The sequence below is a fragment of the Amycolatopsis regifaucium genome, assembly GCF_001613935.1.
Classification (GTDB): domain Bacteria; phylum Actinomycetota; class Actinomycetes; order Mycobacteriales; family Pseudonocardiaceae; genus Amycolatopsis; species Amycolatopsis regifaucium.
In genome coordinates, this window is sequence record NZ_LQCI01000002.1 from 417,479 (window position 1) to 435,437 (window position 17,959).

19 protein-coding genes are annotated in these 17,959 nt (G+C 68.6%); 8 read left to right on the forward strand and 11 right to left on the reverse strand.

Annotation, left to right across the window (positions count from 1 at the left end; genetic code table 11):
* Positions 1-38 precede the first annotated feature (38 nt).
* The 4 genes from AVL48_RS03085 to AVL48_RS03100 are packed head-to-tail and all read right to left on the reverse strand — an operon-like array spanning position 39 to position 3,537.
* Positions 39-1,316 carry an MBL fold metallo-hydrolase gene (locus AVL48_RS03085; protein ID WP_063816550.1) on the reverse strand — a complete coding sequence of 426 codons (1,278 nt, stop codon included), beginning with the start codon at positions 1,314-1,316 and terminating at the stop codon, positions 39-41.
* A 30-nt stretch (positions 1,317-1,346) separates the two neighbouring features.
* On the reverse strand, positions 1,347-2,168 hold the full coding sequence (locus AVL48_RS03090; RefSeq protein WP_061983691.1) for an NAD(P)H-binding protein: 822 nt from the start codon (positions 2,166-2,168) through the stop codon (positions 1,347-1,349).
* Entirely contained in the window at positions 2,165-3,055 is an 891-nt protein-coding gene (locus AVL48_RS03095; protein ID WP_061983690.1) for an alpha/beta hydrolase, read from the reverse strand. The genes AVL48_RS03090 and AVL48_RS03095 overlap by 4 nt, the downstream gene beginning before the upstream one ends.
* Positions 3,052-3,537, reverse strand: coding sequence for a nuclear transport factor 2 family protein (locus AVL48_RS03100; protein ID WP_061983689.1), 486 nt, complete (start codon positions 3,535-3,537; stop codon positions 3,052-3,054). The genes AVL48_RS03095 and AVL48_RS03100 overlap by 4 nt, the downstream gene beginning before the upstream one ends.
* A 179-nt stretch (positions 3,538-3,716) precedes the next feature.
* On the opposite strand from AVL48_RS03100, the gene AVL48_RS03105 reads away from it, so the two are divergent.
* Positions 3,717-4,619: a LysR family transcriptional regulator gene (locus AVL48_RS03105; protein WP_061983818.1), complete on the forward strand. Its 903-nt coding sequence runs from the start codon at positions 3,717-3,719 to the stop codon at positions 4,617-4,619.
* 167 nt (positions 4,620-4,786) lie between these two features.
* Here AVL48_RS03105 and AVL48_RS03110 read toward each other — a convergent pair whose 3' ends face one another.
* The 3 genes from AVL48_RS03110 to AVL48_RS03120 form a co-directional block, all read right to left on the reverse strand.
* Positions 4,787-8,113, reverse strand: coding sequence for a fibronectin type III domain-containing protein (locus tag AVL48_RS03110; protein ID WP_244162280.1), 3,327 nt, complete (start codon positions 8,111-8,113; stop codon positions 4,787-4,789).
* A gap of 367 nt (positions 8,114-8,480) precedes the next feature.
* On the reverse strand, positions 8,481-9,110 hold the full coding sequence (locus AVL48_RS03115; RefSeq protein WP_244162281.1) for a DUF1707 SHOCT-like domain-containing protein: 630 nt from the start codon (positions 9,108-9,110) through the stop codon (positions 8,481-8,483).
* A 192-nt stretch (positions 9,111-9,302) separates the two neighbouring features.
* Positions 9,303-9,722: a MarR family winged helix-turn-helix transcriptional regulator gene (locus AVL48_RS03120; RefSeq protein WP_061983688.1), complete on the reverse strand. Its 420-nt coding sequence runs from the start codon at positions 9,720-9,722 to the stop codon at positions 9,303-9,305.
* A gap of 56 nt (positions 9,723-9,778) precedes the next feature.
* On the opposite strand from AVL48_RS03120, the gene AVL48_RS03125 reads away from it, so the two are divergent.
* On the forward strand, positions 9,779-10,282 hold the full coding sequence (locus AVL48_RS03125) for a DUF6790 family protein (RefSeq protein WP_061983687.1): 504 nt from the start codon (positions 9,779-9,781) through the stop codon (positions 10,280-10,282).
* Positions 10,282-10,965, forward strand: coding sequence for a TMEM175 family protein (locus AVL48_RS03130; protein ID WP_061983686.1), 684 nt, complete (start codon positions 10,282-10,284; stop codon positions 10,963-10,965). The genes AVL48_RS03125 and AVL48_RS03130 overlap by 1 nt, the downstream gene beginning before the upstream one ends.
* 71 nt (positions 10,966-11,036) lie before the next feature.
* Here the strand turns inward: AVL48_RS03130 and AVL48_RS39450 are convergent, their stop codons facing one another.
* Complete coding sequence (locus AVL48_RS39450) at positions 11,037-11,555, reverse strand: hypothetical protein (RefSeq protein ID WP_244162282.1); 519 nt, start codon at positions 11,553-11,555, stop codon at positions 11,037-11,039.
* Between the two features lie 160 nt (positions 11,556-11,715).
* Here AVL48_RS39450 and AVL48_RS03140 point away from each other — a divergent pair, with 160 nt between their 5' ends.
* From AVL48_RS03140 to AVL48_RS03160, 5 genes are all read left to right on the forward strand, one after another.
* On the forward strand, positions 11,716-12,933 hold the full coding sequence (locus AVL48_RS03140; protein ID WP_061983685.1) for an MFS transporter: 1,218 nt from the start codon (positions 11,716-11,718) through the stop codon (positions 12,931-12,933).
* Positions 12,933-13,550, forward strand: coding sequence for a CGNR zinc finger domain-containing protein (locus AVL48_RS03145; protein WP_061983684.1), 618 nt, complete (start codon positions 12,933-12,935; stop codon positions 13,548-13,550). Before AVL48_RS03140 ends, AVL48_RS03145 begins: the two co-directional genes overlap by 1 nt.
* A gap of 246 nt (positions 13,551-13,796) precedes the next feature.
* Positions 13,797-14,975: an MBL fold metallo-hydrolase gene (locus AVL48_RS03150; protein WP_061983683.1), complete on the forward strand. Its 1,179-nt coding sequence runs from the start codon at positions 13,797-13,799 to the stop codon at positions 14,973-14,975.
* A 43-nt stretch (positions 14,976-15,018) separates the two neighbouring features.
* Positions 15,019-15,675, forward strand: a complete 657-nt coding sequence (locus AVL48_RS03155) for a DJ-1/PfpI family protein (RefSeq protein ID WP_061983682.1) — start codon at positions 15,019-15,021, stop codon at positions 15,673-15,675.
* A gap of 135 nt (positions 15,676-15,810) precedes the next feature.
* Entirely contained in the window at positions 15,811-16,446 is a 636-nt protein-coding gene (locus AVL48_RS03160) for a carbonic anhydrase (protein WP_061983681.1), read from the forward strand.
* 12 nt (positions 16,447-16,458) lie between these two features.
* Here the strand turns inward: AVL48_RS03160 and AVL48_RS03165 are convergent, their stop codons facing one another.
* The 3 genes from AVL48_RS03165 to AVL48_RS03175 are packed head-to-tail and all read right to left on the reverse strand — an operon-like array spanning position 16,459 to position 17,959.
* Entirely contained in the window at positions 16,459-17,031 is a 573-nt protein-coding gene (locus tag AVL48_RS03165) for an Asp23/Gls24 family envelope stress response protein (RefSeq protein ID WP_061983680.1), read from the reverse strand.
* On the reverse strand, positions 17,028-17,555 hold the full coding sequence (locus AVL48_RS03170; RefSeq protein ID WP_061983679.1) for a DUF6286 domain-containing protein: 528 nt from the start codon (positions 17,553-17,555) through the stop codon (positions 17,028-17,030). The genes AVL48_RS03165 and AVL48_RS03170 overlap by 4 nt, the downstream gene beginning before the upstream one ends.
* Positions 17,552-17,959, reverse strand: a complete 408-nt coding sequence (locus tag AVL48_RS03175) for an Asp23/Gls24 family envelope stress response protein (protein ID WP_061983678.1) — start codon at positions 17,957-17,959, stop codon at positions 17,552-17,554. Before AVL48_RS03175 ends, AVL48_RS03170 begins: the two co-directional genes overlap by 4 nt.

Here is a 17,959-nt window from a genome sequence, read left to right on the forward strand (position 1 = left end):
CCTGGGTACCACTCGCGATGCCTTGGCGAATCTCGCGCTCAACCGGCGTAGGTGAGTTCCGCGCGGGTGATGGCCGAACCCGCCACTGTAAAGGCATACGAAGCGGAGAAGCCCCCGTTGCCGCCGGGCGCGAAGCGCACCAGCAGGCGCTGGTACCCCGGCCGGTTCTCGTCGATCCTGGTGACCGTCAGCTTCCCGCCCACCACTTCCCGCCCGGCCCAGTCGCGGATCGCGGCGCGGCCGGTGAATCTCCGTCCGACGTCGACGAGTTCCGCGTCGGCGGCGAACACACCGGCGAGCGCGTCGAGGTCGCCGGAATTGACCGCGTCGACGTAGCGGCGCACGGGTTCCAGAAGCTGGTCCCCCTCCGCCGGGCAGGCGGGGCCCGGACCGGCCAGTTCCCGCGCGACGGCCTTGACGTTCTCCGCCACGATGGTCGGGAGGTCGGCCACCGGCGGCCTCCCGGGGAAGGCGCGCTCCAGTTCGGCGATGATCGACTTCTCCTCGTCGGCCACAAGCGTCGTACCACCGGCGGATTGCGCGGTGACGGCCGGCCGGACGAAGGCACGGAACCGCCGGAGGTAGTCGCGCTGCTCGTCGATCAGCGCGGTGGCCTGGCCCGGGGCACCGTGTCCGGGATACATCGTCCTGGCGCCGGGGAATCGTCCGCTCAGCCGGTCGAGATTTCCGAGCCAGCCGCAGGTGTCGCCCTCGATCAGCGCGGGGGTGACCCCGCCGGTCGCGAGGTCGCCGGAATAGAGATCGCCGGTGTCGGTGCGGTGGTAGACGGTCGCGGTGTCGGACTCGCCGTCGGCGAACGTCGCGGTCTCGAAGCCGATTCCGCCCGCCTGTACCGGAGATCCGTCTTCGAAGGTCCGGTCGGCGTAGGTGAGTGTGGCGGGGAAGTTCGGGTTCGCCGACCGGGCCAGCGGGTAGAAACCGCGCTTGTCCTCGCGCATGGCCCGGTCGGTGGACCGGGACGCGAAGATCGGCGCCCGCGGGAACGCCTCGTGGAAGGCGCTCGCGCCACCGACGTGGTCGGGATGGGAATGGGTGAGCAGGATGGCGGCGACCGGTTTCCCGGTCTTCCGGATTTCGGCGACCGCCCGCCGGGCGTCGTCCGGGGTGCGCAGGGTGTCGACGACGACCAGGCCGTCCGGCACCGGGATCCAGTAGGTGTTGACCGAACCGGGGTTCGGCGAGGCAAACCGTTCCGGCCGCGCCTCCGGCGTGGCGGGCGTGTCGTCGGGTGAGCAGCCCGCCACGCACACGGCGGCGAGGCCCGCGGCGAAGAAACGCCGCAGTCGGTGATCCATCGGGAGCCTTCGGGAATCGGGAACGCGAGTTCAGCGGAAGTCGGCGGCGTGAGCCTGGGCCCACCGCGCGAAGGTGCGGGGCGGGTTCCCGGTCACTTTCTCCACGGTGTCGTAGATCCGGGACTCGTCCAAAGTCCCGTCGCCGTAGAAGCTGAAGAAGGCCTGGATGTACTCCTCCGGCACCTTTCCGGTCATGTCGGCACGGGCCTCCTCATCGGTGAGCGCCTGGAAGCGCAGGTCGCGATGGAGTACTTCGGCCAGGACGGCCAGCCGTTCGGCCGGCCGGAGCCGTTCCGGGCCGCTCAGTTCATGGACGCACTCCTCATGGCCGGGGTCGAGCAAGGCCCGGACGGCGACGGCGGCGATGTCATACGGGTCAACGGAAGCGATGGGCACGTCACCGAAGGCGTCCCGGACGACGTCGCCCGCGCGAAGCTGCGGCGACCAGCGCAGCGCGTTCGACATGAAGGCGTTGGGACGCAAGAACGTCCACGCCAGTCCGGACTCGCGGACCGCCGTCTCGGAGCGGATCATGAACTGGGAGATGGCGTTGCGCGTGTCGGTGGCGACGGTGGCCAGGCTGGACAGCAACACCACCCGCTCCACCCCAGCCAGCCGCATCCGCGCGAGCAGGCCGGGCATGTCGCGGTAGCCGGGCAACAGGAAGACCCCGCGGACGCCGTCGAGGGCGGGGCCGAGCGTGTCCGGTTCGTTCAGCTCACCGAGCACCTGCTCGACCGGCAGGCCGGCGGCAGCGGTCCGCACCAGGGCGCGGACCGGCCGTCCGGTGCCTGCCAGGGCCCGGACGACCTCCCCGCCGACGTTCCCGGTGGCTCCCGTGACGAGGATCAACGGAGGGTCCTTCCGAAATGCGCGGCCGCGGAGTCCGCCGCCAGGGTGACCTGTGGTTCCTGGTCGTAGAAGTCGAACTGGGTGCCCTGGGACCACAAAATGTCCTTGGGTCCGGCGAGCCCGGCGTGGAACCGGCGGGCACCGTCGGGGATGGCGGCGTCCTCGCTGTGCACGAGCACGGTGGGCTGGGTGATCCGCGGGGCCAGGGAGATGGAGTCGTAGGTGAGCCAGTCGCTCCACGCCATGACCGCGAAACGGTTGGGCCAAGCGGGAATCCCGCCGCGGGCCGGGTTGAGGTAGAAGTCGATGTCGTACGGCATGGCCGCCCGCGGGTCGGTGGCGCTCACCACCGGGACGTACTCGATCTCGCCGGTCTCCTCGAAACGGGCGCGGGCCTTCCCGGCGGCTGCGATCTTCTCGGCGACCGCATCCGCTCCGCCGTAAGCGACCTCGCAGATGGCGGTGTCGTGCAGCCATGGCGCGACGAGGGCCAGAGAGCCGATCCGGGGGTCTTCGGCGGCGTTCGCGGCCATGTACATCGCGGCGGCGCAGATCCCCAGCGCGCCGAGGCGGTCGCCGTCGACCGACGGATGTCCAGCGAGGAACGTCACGGCGTGGTGGATGTCCGCCACCTTGGCCGCCGGGTTCTCCACGTCGCGCGGTTCGCCGCCGGACTCGCCGAAACCGGTGAAGTCGAACGACAGCGCGGCGTATCCTCGCTCGGCGAGCTGCTCGGCGTACCGGTCGGCCATCAGTTCCTTGACACTGGTCCAGGTGCCGGCCACCACGATTCCCGGCGCCGGGGTCCCGGTACCCGGCAGGAACAGGGTGCCGGTAAGGGTGGCCCCGCCGCTGGGGAAGGTGATCTTCTGCCGGGTCGTGGTCACGAACGGTCCTCTCGGGGTGCTGAGACGGCTTCGGCGGCCCTCGCCATCAGGTCTTTGTTGCCGTCGGCCCATTTGGCCGTCATGACAAGGCCGCGGATCTTCCAGTTGTCACCGGCGCGGACCAGGTCGAACCGGTAGGTGCCGCCGAGTGTCCACAGTGGTCCGCCGAACGGGTCCGCCAACCGGTGGGTGGCCTGAAAGGACGCGGTGCAGACGGCGGTGTCGCCGTCGAGGGTCACCAGGTGGCCGGTGATCAGATGCTGGGTGGCGTCGAACCCGCCGAGCAACCCTGACCAGGCGTCCACGATCTGCTCCGGTGTCAGGACGGCCGGTTCGCCGCCGTTGAGGCTCGTGTAGTCGAGCCGCACCTCGTCGGCGAAAACGGTCTTGAGCGCTTCCCATTCGCGCTGATCGGTGTGCCATCCCAGCCGGGTGCACACCTCGACCACCGCGAGGCGGTCGACGAGGTCGGTCGTGCTCACTGGATCTCCTGTCCTGTCTCGGTTCCGGACCTGACGGCCCGGGTCGGCAAAAGTGTGGACGCCACACCGCCCGCCGTGGAAACGACGGTTTGTTGTGTCCGCCACAGCGCATCGTTGTGGCGGCGCTCGTCTTCCCTCCAGGCGTCGGCGAAATCGTTGCCGTGGCTAGGGTGTCCGTCGTGAGCGACATCGATCTCCGGCACCTGAACTCGTTCCTGGCGGTGGTTCGGGAGCGGTCCATCACCGCCGCGGGGGCGGGGCTTCACCTGACCCAGCAGGCGGTGTCGACACACATTCGGCGGCTGGAACGCGCGCTGGGTGTGGTGCTGCTGGTGCGCACTTCGCGCGGCGTCCTGCTCACGGCCGCGGGAGAGGAACTGGCCGCCGGTGGTGCCGCGGTGATCGACGACGTCGAGCGGCTCGCCGGACGGGTGCGCGCCGCCGCACGGGCCGGGTCAGGCACCCTCCGCCTGGCCTGCTGCCCGATCGCGACTTCCCTGTTCGCCGTCGATGTCGCGGAAATCCTGGAAAAAGCGGTCGAGGGCGTGCGAGTGACGCTGACCGGCGCGCGCCATCCCCAACACGAACTCGAACTGCTCACCGGCGGACAGGCGGACGCGGCGTTCATGTGGCTGCCGCTCGGCGACGTCGGGCTGAACCACGCGGTCGTCCGCACCGATCCCCCGGCGGTGGCCCTGTCCACCACCCACCCGCTGGCCGGCCGCTCCGCGCTGACGCTGGCGGACATCGCCGGTGAACCGGTAGTGCGCCCGGACGTGCTGGTGTCCGCGGAAGCGGAACGGTTCTGGCTGGCCGACCCCCGGCCGGACGGCACCCCGGCCCCTCGCGGGCCGCTGGTTCCCCTGGTGGAGGACTGCTTGCTGGAGGTCGGCCGCGGCCGTGGCGTCTGGTTGGCGCCGCGGCCGCTCGCCGCGTTCATGCCGTCGGCGAACGTGCGCTGGATCCCGCTGACGGACGCGGAGAGCTTCGACCTCGCGGTCGTGTGGGCCGACCACGCGCCGCGGCCGTTGCTCACGCGACTGATCGCGGAGGTCCGGGCGATCACGGGCTACGAGGCTTGAGGAGGCGCTCCTGGTCTTGGACGTCGACCAGCCAACGCGTCCGCGCGTACTTCTGAGAGCACGCGCCGCTCTAGGCCCTGCTGGCGGGCGACACCCCGCACCGGTCCGCAAGGAAACCGGCCCTGCCGCGGGGCTGCGGCAGGACCGGTTCCTCGCGTCTGATCAGCTCACTTGGCCGGACGCGGGATGAGGTTCACCTCCACCGTGTTGCCCGGGCCGGAAGCGACCCCTGACACGAGATCGTTCAGGGCTCCGCAGCCCTGCAGCGGCGGCAGGGTGTAGGTCCCGGTGAGCTTGCCGCCCGCCAACGGATCGAAACCGGCCTTCGACTGCAGCGGGATCTGGGCCGGCGTCTTCGTCTGACAGGTCGGGCTCGCCGAGACCGGGAACCCGAAGACGCTGATCCGCGGCAGCTTGACCGTCACCGCCGAGGTCGACTTAAGCATCCCGTCGGCCAAGGTGCCCTTGGTCTTGCCCACCGGTGAGAACTCGACCTTCGCGTTGACCGGGACGAAGCCCCAGAGCGTGAAATTCGCGCTCGTCGGGTTCAGTGTCAGATCGGCGTCGAAGGTCCCGTTCGCCAGGGTGATCGCCGCGTTGATCCCGCCGCGGAGATCGATCGGGCCGGTCAGCTTCCTCAGCTGGGACTTACCGATCAGGTCGTAGCTGTACTTCACGCCAGGCGTGGTCTTCGGCTTCGTCTTCGCCGTCACCGGTGCGCTGGGAGCCGACTTGTTGCCCGCGGCGTCCTTCGCTACCACCGTGAACGAGTACTCCGTGTCCGCTGCGAGGCCGTCCACGGTCACTGTGGTGCCGGTGACCGACTTGACCAGCGAAGCGCCCTGGTAGACGTCGTACCCGGTGACGCCCACGTTGTCGGTCGCGGCGTCCCAGGCCAGTGCGACGGTGGTTTCGGTCGTGCCGGTGGACCGCGGATTGCCCGGGACCCCCGGGGCCATCGTGTCGGGCGCGGCCTGCGTCCGCACGGTCACCGCGGCGCTCGGGCCCGACAGGTTGCCCGCCGCGTCCTTCGCTACCACTGTGAACGAGTACTCCGTGCCCGGCGCGAGGCCGTCGACCGTCGCAGTGGTGCCGGAGACCGACTTCGCCAGGTTCGCGCCGTTGTAGACGTCGTAGCCGGTGACGCCCACGTTGTCCGTCGAGGCGTTCCACTCCAGGGCCACACTGGTTTGCGTGGTTCCGGTGGAGCGCGGGTTGCCCGGCGCCGCGGGAGCCTGCGTGTCCGGCGCGGCCTGCGTCCGGACGGTCGCCGCGGCGCTGGCGGCCGACGCGTTACCCGCCGCGTCCTTCGCCACCACCGTGAACGAGTACTCCGTGTCCGGCGTGAGGCCATCGACCGTCGCGGAAGTCTCCGTGACCGTCTTCACCAGGTTGGCACCGTTGTAGACGTCGTAACCGACGACACCCACGTTGTCGCTGGACGCCGTCCAGGACAGCTTGACGCTGGACTGGCTGACATCCGCCGCGGCGAGGCCTCCCGGAACACTCGGCGCTTCGGTGTCGGGGACAGTGGCCGTCCGGACGGTCACCGGTGCGCTGGGCTGCGACTTGTTCCCGGCCGCGTCCTTGGCGACGACCGTGAAGGTGTAGTCGGTGTCGGCGGCAAGGCCGTCGACCGTGGCACTGGTTTCGGTCACCGACTTCACCAAGGCAGTGCCGTTGTAGACGTCGTAGCCGACCACACCCACGTTGTCGGTCGAAGCGGCCCAGGCCAGTCCGACGCTGGCCGCGGCCGCGCCGGTCGAGTGGAGATCGCCCGGCGCCGCGGGAGCCTGCGTGTCCGGCGCGGCCTGCGTTCGAGCGGTCACCGCGGAACTGGCGGGTGACTTGTTCCCGGCGGCGTCCTTCGCCACCACTGTGAACGAGTACTCGGTGTCGGCGCTCAGCCCCTCGATCGTGACGCTCGTGTCCGTGACCGTCTTGACCACTTCGCCACCGCGAAGCACGTCGTAACCGGTGACACCGATGTTGTCACTCGAGGCGTCCCACGCCAGCGTCACACTGGTCTGCGTGGTCCCGGTGGAGCGGGGGTTCGCGGGCGCCGTCGGTGCCTGCGTGTCCGGGGCCTTCGCCGTGTGAGCGGTCACCGGCGCGGTGGCCGGGGAGAGATTGCCCGCCGCGTCCCTCGCCTTGACCGTGAAGCTGTAGTCCTTGTCCGGCGCCAGACCGTCGATCGTGGCCGAAGTGCCGGTGACGGCCTTGACGAGGTTGGTGCCCTCGTAAACGTCGTAGCCGGTCACGGCGACGTTGTCGGTGGCGGCGCCCCAGGACAGCCCGACGCTGTTCTGCGTGACCTCACCGACCGTCACCGCACCCGGAGCCGAAGGCGCGGTGGTGTCGAGCGCGGGCGTGATGGTGAAGGTGTGCAGGACGTTGGTCTGTCCGGCCGCGGGCGTGCAGTCGGCGACGAACGTACCGAGGCCGGTCTCCGCGCCGGTGGCCGTCAACGGGGTCATGGTCAGCACGAGATCGTGCACCGACAAGGTCGCCGTCCCCGGCTGGTCGAACCGCAACGACGGCGCGGCCCCGCTCGCGTTGATGACCAGATCGTTGCCCTTGGCCGGAATCGGCTGCAGCGGGACAGCGGTCGGCACACCGACGGCCAGGTGGCCTTGCGGGCTCGAAACCAGCGAGGTGGCCAGCGCCGATCCCTTGATGGTTTCGGCGCCGACGAGCCGAAGCCCCTCGGTCGCCGTCTTGCCCGCGTTGGACACCGCCGTGATGTCCATCTTCGGGGTGAACTGGCCCGCGGTGATCGTGTCGGGCAGCGTGGCGTTGATGTCGACCGCCACGTCCTGGTTGCCGATCAGCGGGAACGGGCAGCTGTAGACCTGGTGCAGCGGCGGATGATTTCCCGCGCCGACAACGGCTTCCGGGGTGACCGGCGCGCCGGTCACGGTATAGGTCTGCAGGACGGTCGCGGCCCCTTCCGACAGGGTGCAGTCCGAAGTGAAAGTGCCGAGACCGGTCAGGGTGCCGTCGGCCTTGAGCGGGGTCATCACCAGCTGGAGACCGTTCACCGCCAGGGTCGCGGCTCCCGGCTGATCGAAGCGCAGCGCGGGCGCGCTGCCCTTGGCGTTGACGACGAGGTCGTTGCCCGCCGCCGGCAGGGGCTGATTCGGCACATCCGCGTCGACCTTCACTGTCAACGCGCCCTGAGTGCCGGGCATCGTCACGGTCGAAGTCGCCTTCGCGGTGCCCTTGATGGTTTCCGCTCCGACAAGGCGAAGGCCGTCGGTCGCGGTCTTGCCCGCATTGGACACGGCCGCGATCTCGATCGCGGGAGTCAGCTTTCCCGCCTCGATCGTCGAAGGCTGGGTGGTCTTGATCGTCACCGATACGTTCTGGTTCCCGATCAACGGGAACGGGCACGAATAGGTCTGCGTGAGCTCACCGGGTGCCGCGACGCCGGCACCCGAACCGGCCACGAGACCCAACGCCACCAGAGCCGTCGTGGTCGCCACTGCCACCACTCCGGTCAGTCTTCGATCACGTCTTCTGTGCTTCACAGATCACTCTCCCAGTGCTCACTCAAAACCCATAGAAACAACGACACGAAAATGCCTTTCGCCGCCCGTCCACCCAACGAATTCAGACGCGCTACCGGCATGCCACACGGAATTAACACACCCGAAGCACAGGCCAGGCAAGAGAAAAGCCGAGACCCGCAGGACGATTCGAAACACTTGTCACGGGCAGGCGCTTCGCCATCCGCAAACCTGTCAAGCGCGGGATATATCGAAACCGGTCAGGACGCGATGACCGGTGGGTTCTGACCAACTGCCGGCAGAATGTCGAGATTGTCCAACAGGCGCTTTCGCGGCCGCGGTGAGCCGATGCTCATCGACGTGCCCGGCGGGACGACCGGTGCTCGCGCCGGCTCTTCCGCGGGGACTCCCGGGATTTGCGGACTACCTTGACCGAACCCCACCAAGCGAACCCGGTCACCCGCAGAACCGGCGCGCCCACCGTCGATCGCTGTCCTCCCGGCCTCCGGCCGCCACCGAACCCGCCCATGAGCCCGACACCACGGACATCGACGACAACGTCCTCGGGGACCACGATCCTGATCCCGCCCATGACCGCCCTGGCCTTGATCGTGCAGAGGCCGTCGGGGAATTCCGCGTGACGCAGGTCGAGCCGGACACTCCCCCAGAACGCCCGGCTGACGTGTTCCGCGGGCAACACCCCGTCGAACCGCCGCGCGACTCCGGACATGACCGCGACCGACCCCCGCGGCCCCGGCACGCCGTCATCCGGATGCACCGGCCGAGCGGGTGACGCGGCCGGGAGGTCCGCGATGATCGGCTCGAAATCGGCGAAAGTCTTGGCCGCGTAGACGAGATCCAGTCTGCTTTCCACTTCGGCGGTGGTGAGCCGTCCCGCCCCCATGGCCTCGTAAAGGAGTTGTGCCATCCGCTCACGGTCGGAATCGGCCACCCGCATCGCCGATCGCTCCAGGTTGGACATGACAGCGACTATAGAACGCGTAATAGGACATGTATCCGCCGCACAGGACATTCTTCATCGGCGCGCCATCCTCGAAATCACCCTGATCCGCGCGCTATAACGACCATCAGCATTCATAGCGGGAAGAGGCTCACGCATCGCACAAGAAATGACCGAACTCCGCCGGCGAGAAAGCCGAGTTCGTCGTGCACCTCAGTCGGACGCGAGGATTTCGGCCAGCCGAAGGGTGTCTTCGAGATAGCGCTCGTAAGGGAAGCCTGCCGCGACGAGCGCCTCGCGGAGCTCGTCGTAGAGAGGCTTTCCGGCGGCATGGAAGGCTTTCCGGCCGAGCTCGGTGAGGCGGACCAGCCGTCGCCGCGCGTGTTCGGGGTCGACGGTGATCCGCACCAGGCCGTCCGTTTCGAGTGGCCGCAGCGCCCGGCTGACCGCCGGATCGGAGATCGACAGTGCCTGCGCGAGCCGATGCTGCGTCGTCGGCTCGATGTCCTCCAGCGTCCCCAGAAGCCGTATCTGGCTGTAGGTCAAACCGTCGAGGTCATCGGTGCGCCGCCGGGTCGCCTCACCCATGAGCATGACCACGCGGTGCAGCAAGTCTGCGAGTCCGTCGTCCACTCCTTCACCGTACCAGAGTGTTGACGAGTTAATATTAACTAGGTAAGACTGAGGTCGTGAACAACCTCTCCTACCTCGCCCAAACCGCCTTCCCGCTGGTCTGGATCGTCGTGCCCGCCATCGGAGCCGCCATCCACGCCCGCCGGGCCACGTCTTCCGAAGAACGGCTCGAGATCTGGCAGCGCTGGTGGGCCATCGGCGCCTTCGGCTGCGGCAGCCTGTGGATGACGATCGCCTTCCTCGCCTTCCCGGATGTCATGGCCACCGCGATCGGGTTCGACCGGACCCCCTTCATGTTCGAAATCGCCTTCGCCAACCTCGGCCTGGCCGTCATGGGCTTCCGGGCCGCCTCGGCCTCCGCGCGCGAACGCGTCACCATCGGCCTCGGCGGCGGAATGTTCCTCTGGGGAGCCGCGATCGGCCACGTCCACCAATGGATCGCAGGCGGCGACCACGCACCCGGCAACACCGGCGGAGTCCTCGTCGACGACATCCTGATCCCGGCGGTCATGATCATCCTCGCCCTGCGATCCCGGCGCCTCGCGAACATCGCCGTCTGATGCCCACGGCACCTACCTGCCACGAACTCGACGACTCGATCGGGAAGGCGCGAGCGGCCGCCGCCGAGCGGCTCACCACCTTCGTCGACGCGGTGATCGCGATCGCGCTCACCTTGCTGGCACTGGATCTCCCGATCCCGCACGGCGACACCACCGGCGCCATGCTGAGCTCGGTGTCGGCCCACGGCAAGGAGTACATCGCCTTCGCGCTCGGCTTCGTGGTGATCGCCGCACACTGGCGCGCCCACCACGAGATCTTCCCCCATGTCCGCTCGCTGAGCGGCCGCCTGATCAGCCTCACCCTGGCCTGGCTGTTCATGCAGGTCCTGATGCCGTTCGCGACCCGCGTGATCACCGCCGACGGCGCCTTTCCGCTCCGGTTCAGCCTGTATGCGATGGTGCAGGTCCTGGCATCCGCGTCGTTCGCGCTGATCATCCGGGAAATCCGGCGCGGACACCTCTACCGGACCGATGACCCGCCCCGGCTGTTCGCCCAGAGCCTGACGCGCAGTGTCTGCCTGGCAGCGGTGTTCGGGCTGTCGATTCCGGTCTCGTTCCTGACCGGCGACACCGGCGCGTACCTGTGCTGGCTCGCCGCGCCCAGCACACTCGCCGTCGCCCGCCGCGTCGTGGCTCGCGAGCGGTGTCCCACCCCTGGCTCACGATCGAGCACGGGCGGATAGCCGGGGCTACGCAAAGGTCCGTTCACGGCCTCCGCGAGTCGGTCCCACCGCGGCGCAGGCGCTCGCGAGCCTCACCCTCGGACAGCGAGGTGATGGGTTGCCCGACCGCGGCTTGATATTCGGCGTCGTAGGCCCTGGTCCAGGCCGTCCTCGGCGTGATCCCACGCGGCCCACGACGGTGCGGGTTCGAGCGTGGACACCTCAGTCGGCCGTGGGGTGAGCCTGATCAGCCGCGCGAACGCCTCGGCGAAGGCCCGGGCCGCGTTGTCCGCGCTCGGAAGCAGGGCGCCGCCGGAAATGCAGGTTTCCGCGGTGGCGACGTCCTCGCCGAGCGGCTCTGCGCCGGTGAGCGGCTGGGGACACGGATAACCAGCCTCGAACATCCGACGTTGGACCTCGACGCAGGCCGCTATCCGCGGCGTGTCCGAACGAATTTTGACCACGACCTCGCGGTCGTCGGTCAGCCGAAGCCCGATGACGGTGGAGAGGTGCCCGGATCTGAAGATCTCCTCCGCCGGCGGACTGCCGAGATGCTCCACGCACCACTGGGCAAGGCGCGCCGGATCGACAGTATGCGCACGAGACGACATCTGAACATCCTCCCATGCGCTTACCACCATAACGGCGATTGGCGGTGCACAGGCCCTGCCCGAACAAGGATATGCTGATCAGAATCGGCCATCTAGCCTTATCCAGTGAAAGTTCGATAGACGGTGCGTAAGTAATCCTTTCCCGGGGTAGACGAACAGCATGCACACCGGAGCAGCAGCCACCACGGCTCGAAACGCGGAGGACGGCCGGGCCGGTCCGTGGCTTCCCGGTCTGTCCGGGTTGGCGACCCTCGCGGTCGCCTACGGGTTCGGCCGCTACGGATATGGTCTTTTCCTTCCCCGCTTTCAAGCCGAATTCGGCGGTTCCACCGGGGCGCTCGGAGCCGTGACCAGCATCGGCTATCTGGGCGAGCTGGTCGCTCTCTGCGTCGTGGGCTGGTGGGCGGGCCGGAGGTCGCCGCGTTTGCCGATCGGGATCGGACTGGGCTGCGCCGGTATCGGGATGCTGCTCATCGCCGTCGCTCCCGGCACGTGGGTCCTGGCCGCCGGGGTCGCGGTGTCCGGAATGGCACCCGGGTGGGTCTGGACGCCGTATTCCGACGTCGTCCAAGAGACCGTGAAGCCCCGTGGGCGGACGCACGCGCTGTCGATGATCAGCACCGGCACGACCTTCGGGGTCGTGCTCGCGGGACCGGCCGCTTTCTTCGCCACGGACTCTCGATGGAGGCTGGTCTGGCTCGGCGCCGCGGCGGTCGCGTTCCTCGTGCTGGCTTGGAACATCCGCGCACTGCCCTCCGCACCGGTGAAACGCGAACCACCACATGCGACGGTTCGATGGCGTGAACTGGCCGGCAGGCGGGACGCGTGGCCCTTGTTCGTGGCAGCCACGTCATCCGGGCTCATCGGTGCGGCCTACTGGTCGTTCGCGGGAGTCGCGGTCTCGACGGCCAACGGGGGAAACGAACGCGTCGCCCCGGCACTGTGGACGGTCATCGGGATCGCGGGAACGATCGGCGTGTTCACGGGCCGGTTCGTGCGCCATCACGGTCTTCGTGCGATTTTCGTGGCCGCGCAGATCGTCCTTTCCCTCTCGACGGCCGTTCTGTGGCTGGCACCCGCGGGCTGGGGATTCGCCCTGACCTCCGCCGCGCTCTATGGCTGCGGCTTCATGGTCGGCGGCACGCTGCTCTCGGTGTGGAGTTCGCTGGTGTTCCCGGACCAGCCCACACGCGGCTTCAGCGTGGTGGTCGCCTTCATCACCCTCGGCGCCGTGGTGGGCCCTGCGGTGCTCGGACGCGTCGTCGACCACGCCGGACTTCCCACCGCCTTCGCGATCGCCACCCTGCTCGCCCTCGCCACACTGGCGGCCCTGCCACGTCGCTCTCGTAACCGATCGGAAGGTCCGGAAGGATCGTGATGCCGGAACCGCTGGAACACATCGGAGGCCTGGTGTGCCTCGATTTCGCCAACACCGTGGGCCCTCGACGGACTCGGCCCGACAAGGACGCTCACGACTATCTCTCGGACTTCGCAAGCCTCATCGAGTGGTCCACGGACGCCGGGATCATCGGGGCGAACCGCGCGGGCCTGCTCCGCAAACGCGTCCGACGTGACCCCGAGGCCGCCCGGGGCACCCTTTCGCGCGCCAAACAACTACGCGAGGCCATCTACGCGATTTTCGCCGCCATCGCCCAAGGTGACGAACCGCCCGGCCAGGCGCTCGCCCATCTCCAGCAGGCCTACGCCGAGGCATTGCGACATGCCGACCTGGTCTCGACCCCCACCGGTTTGGACTGGAGCTGGTCACCTCGCGGAGAACTCGACTGCGTTCTCTGGCCGGTCGCCCGCTCCGCCGTGGAAACGGCGATCAACGCCGACTTCGACCGGATCAAAGAGTGCCTCGGCCATGACGGCAGCTGCGGCTGGTTGTTCTACGACACCAGCAAGAACGGCTCCCGCCGGTGGTGCAGCATGAGCGCCTGCGGTACGTGGGAGAAAACCAGCCGGCGCGGTTCGACTTCCAGGAAGGGATGACACCGCGAAGCTCGCCGACGGCGACGCCGGTCACCTCGCGGCGGTGTGGTCGACATCAGCGGAGCTAGGTCCTGAGCCGCCAAACGTTGTGAGGCAACAACAGTGCGAGCGCCGCGGCAGTTGGCCATATCCCGCCGATAGTTGTCCACAAACGAGTGTCGGGCCGGTTCAAACCTGCTTAGTGTCGTTGTCGGGGTTCGGAGACTTCTTCCGCCGACCGATGGCGTACTCGACAGAAAGAGCACCATGTGTGATGTGATCGCCCGCGCCGTGCTCGAGGCTCAGGCACAGGACGGCTCCAGTCGCCGCCGTTTCCTCAAGGTCATGGGCGCGACGGCCGTGGGATCACTGGCGGCAGGAACGGGAATCGCCGACGCCGCTCCGGAGCGAACGGACGTCGGCGGCCGGACCCGGCTCGTCCTTTTGGGAACCGCGGGTGGCCCGACGGTTCTCGACCACCGGAGGTCCGGGACGTCCACGGCCGTCGTTCATCAAGACCGCGTCTACGTCGTCGATCTGGGAATGGGTGCCTATCAGCGCCTGGCACAGGCTGGATTACCGCCAGGCGTCGACGAAGGCAACATGCTCGGCAACGTACGCGGGCTGTTCTTCACCCATCTCCACAGCGACCACGTCACGGACTGGCCCGCGATGTACAGCACCGGCATGTCCAATTCGATCGGCCGCACCACACCGCCGATCGAGGTGTGGGGACCGGGAGACCGGAGCACTCTGCCCCGGGTCTTTCCTCCCGGGAGGCCGCAACCGCCGGTGGTGAATCCCGGCGATCCGACACCCGGTCTGGTGGGCATGACCGGTTACCTCCGGCAAGCCTTCGCGACGGATCTCAACGACCGGGCGCGGGACAGCGCACTCGCCGGGCCCGACAGCCTGTTCCGGCTCCACGACATCGACCTGACCGGAATCTGGTCGCCCGATCCGGGCGGCAGGCCACCGCGTCTCTCCTCCCCTATCCACCTCTGGCGGGACGGCGACGTCGAGATCACGGCGACTCTCGTCGACCATCACCCCACGGCACCGGCTTTCGCCTACCGTTTCGACACCCCCGACGGGTCGATAGTGGTCTCAGGGGACACGACGGTCAGCGAGAACCTCATCGATCTCGCACGTGACGCCGACTATCTCGTCCATGAGGTCATCGACGTGCGATTCGTCGAGCGGATCGTCTCCGTCCTTCCACCCGAGACGGCCAACGCGTTGCGCGAGCACCTGCTTTCGTCGCATACGACGATCGAGCAGGTCGGGGCTCAGGTCGCCGAGCCCGCGGGCGTGAAAACCCTTGTGCTCACTCACCTCGTCCCGGCGAACAATCCCGTGACGCGGTGGCGGGCGGCACAGCGGGGGTACTCCGGCCGCCTCGTCGTCGGCACCGATCTCCAAAGCCTGAACGTCCACCCGAGCTGAGCCACCGGCGACCCCGCCGGGACCATCACAAGGAGTTCCGTCGATGACCCAAGCCGCGCAAATCGTGTTGTTCGACGGGTTCGACCCGCTGGACGCGATCGCGCCGTTCGAAGTACTGGCCGCAGGCAGTGACGAGGCCGGCCGAACGCTGCACGTCGAGTTCGTCTCCGCGGAGGGCGCCCGGCGGGTCGTGTCGGGAACCCGCGGCATGGCCTTGGAAGCGAACGGCGTCCTCGATCCGGAGAGGCCGGGCTACCTCGTCGTCCCGGGCGCCTCCGGGCCAGTGGACGGCGACCCCGACGAAGAGGAAACGATCCCCGTGCTGCTGGGGAGGTTCGTCGAGAGCGCCGCCACGCCGCTGATCAAGCGGGCGCTGGCCAATCCCGACGTGACCGTGGCGACCGTGTGCGGAGGCTCGCTCGCGTTGGCCATGGCCGGACTCATCGGAGGCCGCCACGCCGTGACCCACCCGCTCGGCATGGAAGCGCTTGAAGCCACCGGTGTGCGAGCCGTCCACGCGCGAGTCGTCGACGACGGGGACCTGGTCTCCGCCGGCGGGGTGACGTCAGGCCTGGATCTCGGCCTTTACCTGCTGGAACGCGAATACGGCTCGCACGTCGCTCACGCCATCGAACAGCTCTTCGTCCACGAACGCCGCGGAACGCCCTGGCGTTCACCGTCCGCCGCGCGAACCCGCTGACCCTGCGCCTTCCGCATCCTCCTCACCATCCGCGACCTCCCCGACCAGCCGAATGGCTTGCGCGTCCTGTGACATGTGCGACGAGACCCGCTTCGTGTCCGATTCGCCGGTTCTCCACCGGTTATTCTCTGCCCCATGATCGACGCGCAGCTGACCCCCTCCGAGGCTTTCGACCTGTTGCTGGCCGGAAACCGGCGGTTCGTCGCCGGAACACCCGAGCATCCGAACCAGGACGCCACCCGACGCGCCGAAACCGCGCCTGGACAACGCCCCTTCGCCGCCCTTTTCGGCTGCTCGGACTCACGACTGGCCGCCGAGATCATCTTCGACCGCGGCTTGGGAGACCTCTTCGTCGTCCGCACCGCCGGGCACGTCGCCGGCGCGGAAGTGCTGGGCAGCATCGAGTACGCCGTCAGCGTGCTGGACTGCCCCCTGATCGTGGTCCTCGGCCACGACTCCTGCGGGGCGGTCGCCGCCACCCGCGCCGCCCTCACCGACGGCCTCGGCACCAATGGTTTCGTCCGCGACGTCATCGAACGCGTCACGCCCAGCGTGCTCGCCGCCCGCGCCGCCGGACTCACCGAAGACGACGACATCATCGCCGAACACATCCGCCAGACCGTCGATCTCCTCATCGACCGCTCCCGGCTCCTCGCCGACAAGATCGAATCCGGCGAAACCGCCATCGCCGGTCTGTCCTACCGGCTCGCCGACGGCAGCGCCCGCGTGATCACCACCCGCGGAGTGGCCGCGGAAGAGGCCACCGGCTGACGAAGGGAACGGCTAAAGGGCGCGGGCGCCCGTCTTGGCGGAGAAGCGGAACTCCACAGTCACCGGCAGGGTGTCGAGATCGAGTGCCTGCCGCAGCCGCGGCAGGCCGTCGGTGTCGATCCGGCGGCGGATCTCGGTGACGTCGCCGTCCTGTTCGGCACTGATCACCAGCGCGAGGGCCGGTGTGTGGCGGGTCCCCGCGAGCGTCGCGTGCGCGGCGTGGACGCCGGGATAGTTCGAGACCTCGGCGACGAACGGCTCGATCGCGGCGCCCGCGGCCAGCTCGGTGCGACCGGCGGCGGGATCGGTTTCGAAGCGCCAGGTGTGGGTCTTGGGCTTACGGGTCAGCTGCGCGATGAGCCATCGCAGCACGAGCAAACCCAGGACGACCGCGACCGCGGCGGCGACGTAGAGCGTCCAGGTGGGCGGCTGCCCCGTACCGGCCACCAACGCGGATTCCGGTCGCAGGACGGTGAGCTTGCCGAAATGGGTCAGCAGGGTGAAAACACCGGCCGCGATCAGGACGAGACCACACAAGGCGAGCAACGTGCGATTGAGCCGGGACGGCCGGTTGAGGCTGGTCATGACACGCTCCTGGCACTGCGGACCTTGACCTTGACGGTCGGGCGGATGGCGGGGTCGATCTGGTCGAGCCGGTGCGCGATCGCGCCGCGAACGGCTTCGGCGAGACCATCGGTGGTCGCCCGCCCCGTGATCACTTTCGCGGAAACCTTGCGAGACTTGAGCTTCACCGTCGCGCTGGACACACCGTCCACCGCCGCGGCCGCGGCGCGAAGGGTGGAGCGGTAGCTCCGACGCGAGGCTCCGGAGTCCAAATCGCCTTGGAGCGGCAGGACGGTGAGCCTGCCGGGCAGCACCGCCGCCATGACCAGGACCAACCCGAGGAGCACCGCGACGCCGCCCATGACGGCCGTCGCGACGTCACTCCAGCGCAGATCGTGCAAGGTGCCGGCGACGGTGTCGTAACGAATCCAGGGAGTCTCACCGAGAAGCATCTGGACCGCGACGACCGCCACGAGAGCGCAAGCGGCGAGCAGGACGATCCCGGTGAGGGTCGCGGGAATGCTGCGGCGCGGGCGGCGTTTCACTGGACCCTCCTCGTTTCGGCGGTGGCGGTGTGCAGCGCGGTGACGGTGATGTCCACTTGCGACACCGTGAGACCGGTGAACTCCTCGACACGGCGCATCAAATGGCGGCGGACGTTCTCCGTGGTGCGAGAGACCGACATCGGATAGCTGAGGGAAAGCCTGACGTCGAGACTGGCGGCACCACCGCTGACTTTCGCGGTGACCTTGGCGCTGTTGTCGAGGTCTTCGCCACCGACAGCGACACCGAGCACACGGCTCGCGGCACCGCCGACACCGTCGACCTCGGTCACCGCGTGCGCCGCGATCCGCTCCACCGTGCTGTCGGAAATGGTGAGGATGCCCCGGTCTTCGGCGTCGGCGGGAGCAGCCGTTCCGAGGGTCGCGCTCGACAGGGTGGCGGTCAT

Coding starts and splice junctions, on each gene's coding strand:
- AVL48_RS03085 (WP_063816550.1), bottom strand. CDS start 1,316: ATGGATCACCGACTGCGGCGTTTCTTCGCCGCGGGCCTCGCCGCCGTG.
- AVL48_RS03115 (WP_244162281.1), bottom strand. CDS start 9,110: ATGTCCAACCTGGAGCGATCGGCGATGCGGGTGGCCGATTCCGACCGT.
- AVL48_RS03130 (WP_061983686.1), top strand. CDS start 10,282: ATGCCCACGGCACCTACCTGCCACGAACTCGACGACTCGATCGGGAAG.
- AVL48_RS39450 (WP_244162282.1), bottom strand. CDS start 11,555: ATGTCGTCTCGTGCGCATACTGTCGATCCGGCGCGCCTTGCCCAGTGG.
- AVL48_RS03140 (WP_061983685.1), top strand. CDS start 11,716: ATGCACACCGGAGCAGCAGCCACCACGGCTCGAAACGCGGAGGACGGC.
- AVL48_RS03145 (WP_061983684.1), top strand. CDS start 12,933: ATGCCGGAACCGCTGGAACACATCGGAGGCCTGGTGTGCCTCGATTTC.
- AVL48_RS03150 (WP_061983683.1), top strand. CDS start 13,797: ATGTGTGATGTGATCGCCCGCGCCGTGCTCGAGGCTCAGGCACAGGAC.
- AVL48_RS03155 (WP_061983682.1), top strand. CDS start 15,019: ATGACCCAAGCCGCGCAAATCGTGTTGTTCGACGGGTTCGACCCGCTG.
- AVL48_RS03160 (WP_061983681.1), top strand. CDS start 15,811: ATGATCGACGCGCAGCTGACCCCCTCCGAGGCTTTCGACCTGTTGCTG.
- AVL48_RS03165 (WP_061983680.1), bottom strand. CDS start 17,031: ATGACCAGCCTCAACCGGCCGTCCCGGCTCAATCGCACGTTGCTCGCC.
- AVL48_RS03175 (WP_061983678.1), bottom strand. CDS start 17,959: ATGACCGCCACCCTGTCGAGCGCGACCCTCGGAACGGCTGCTCCCGCC.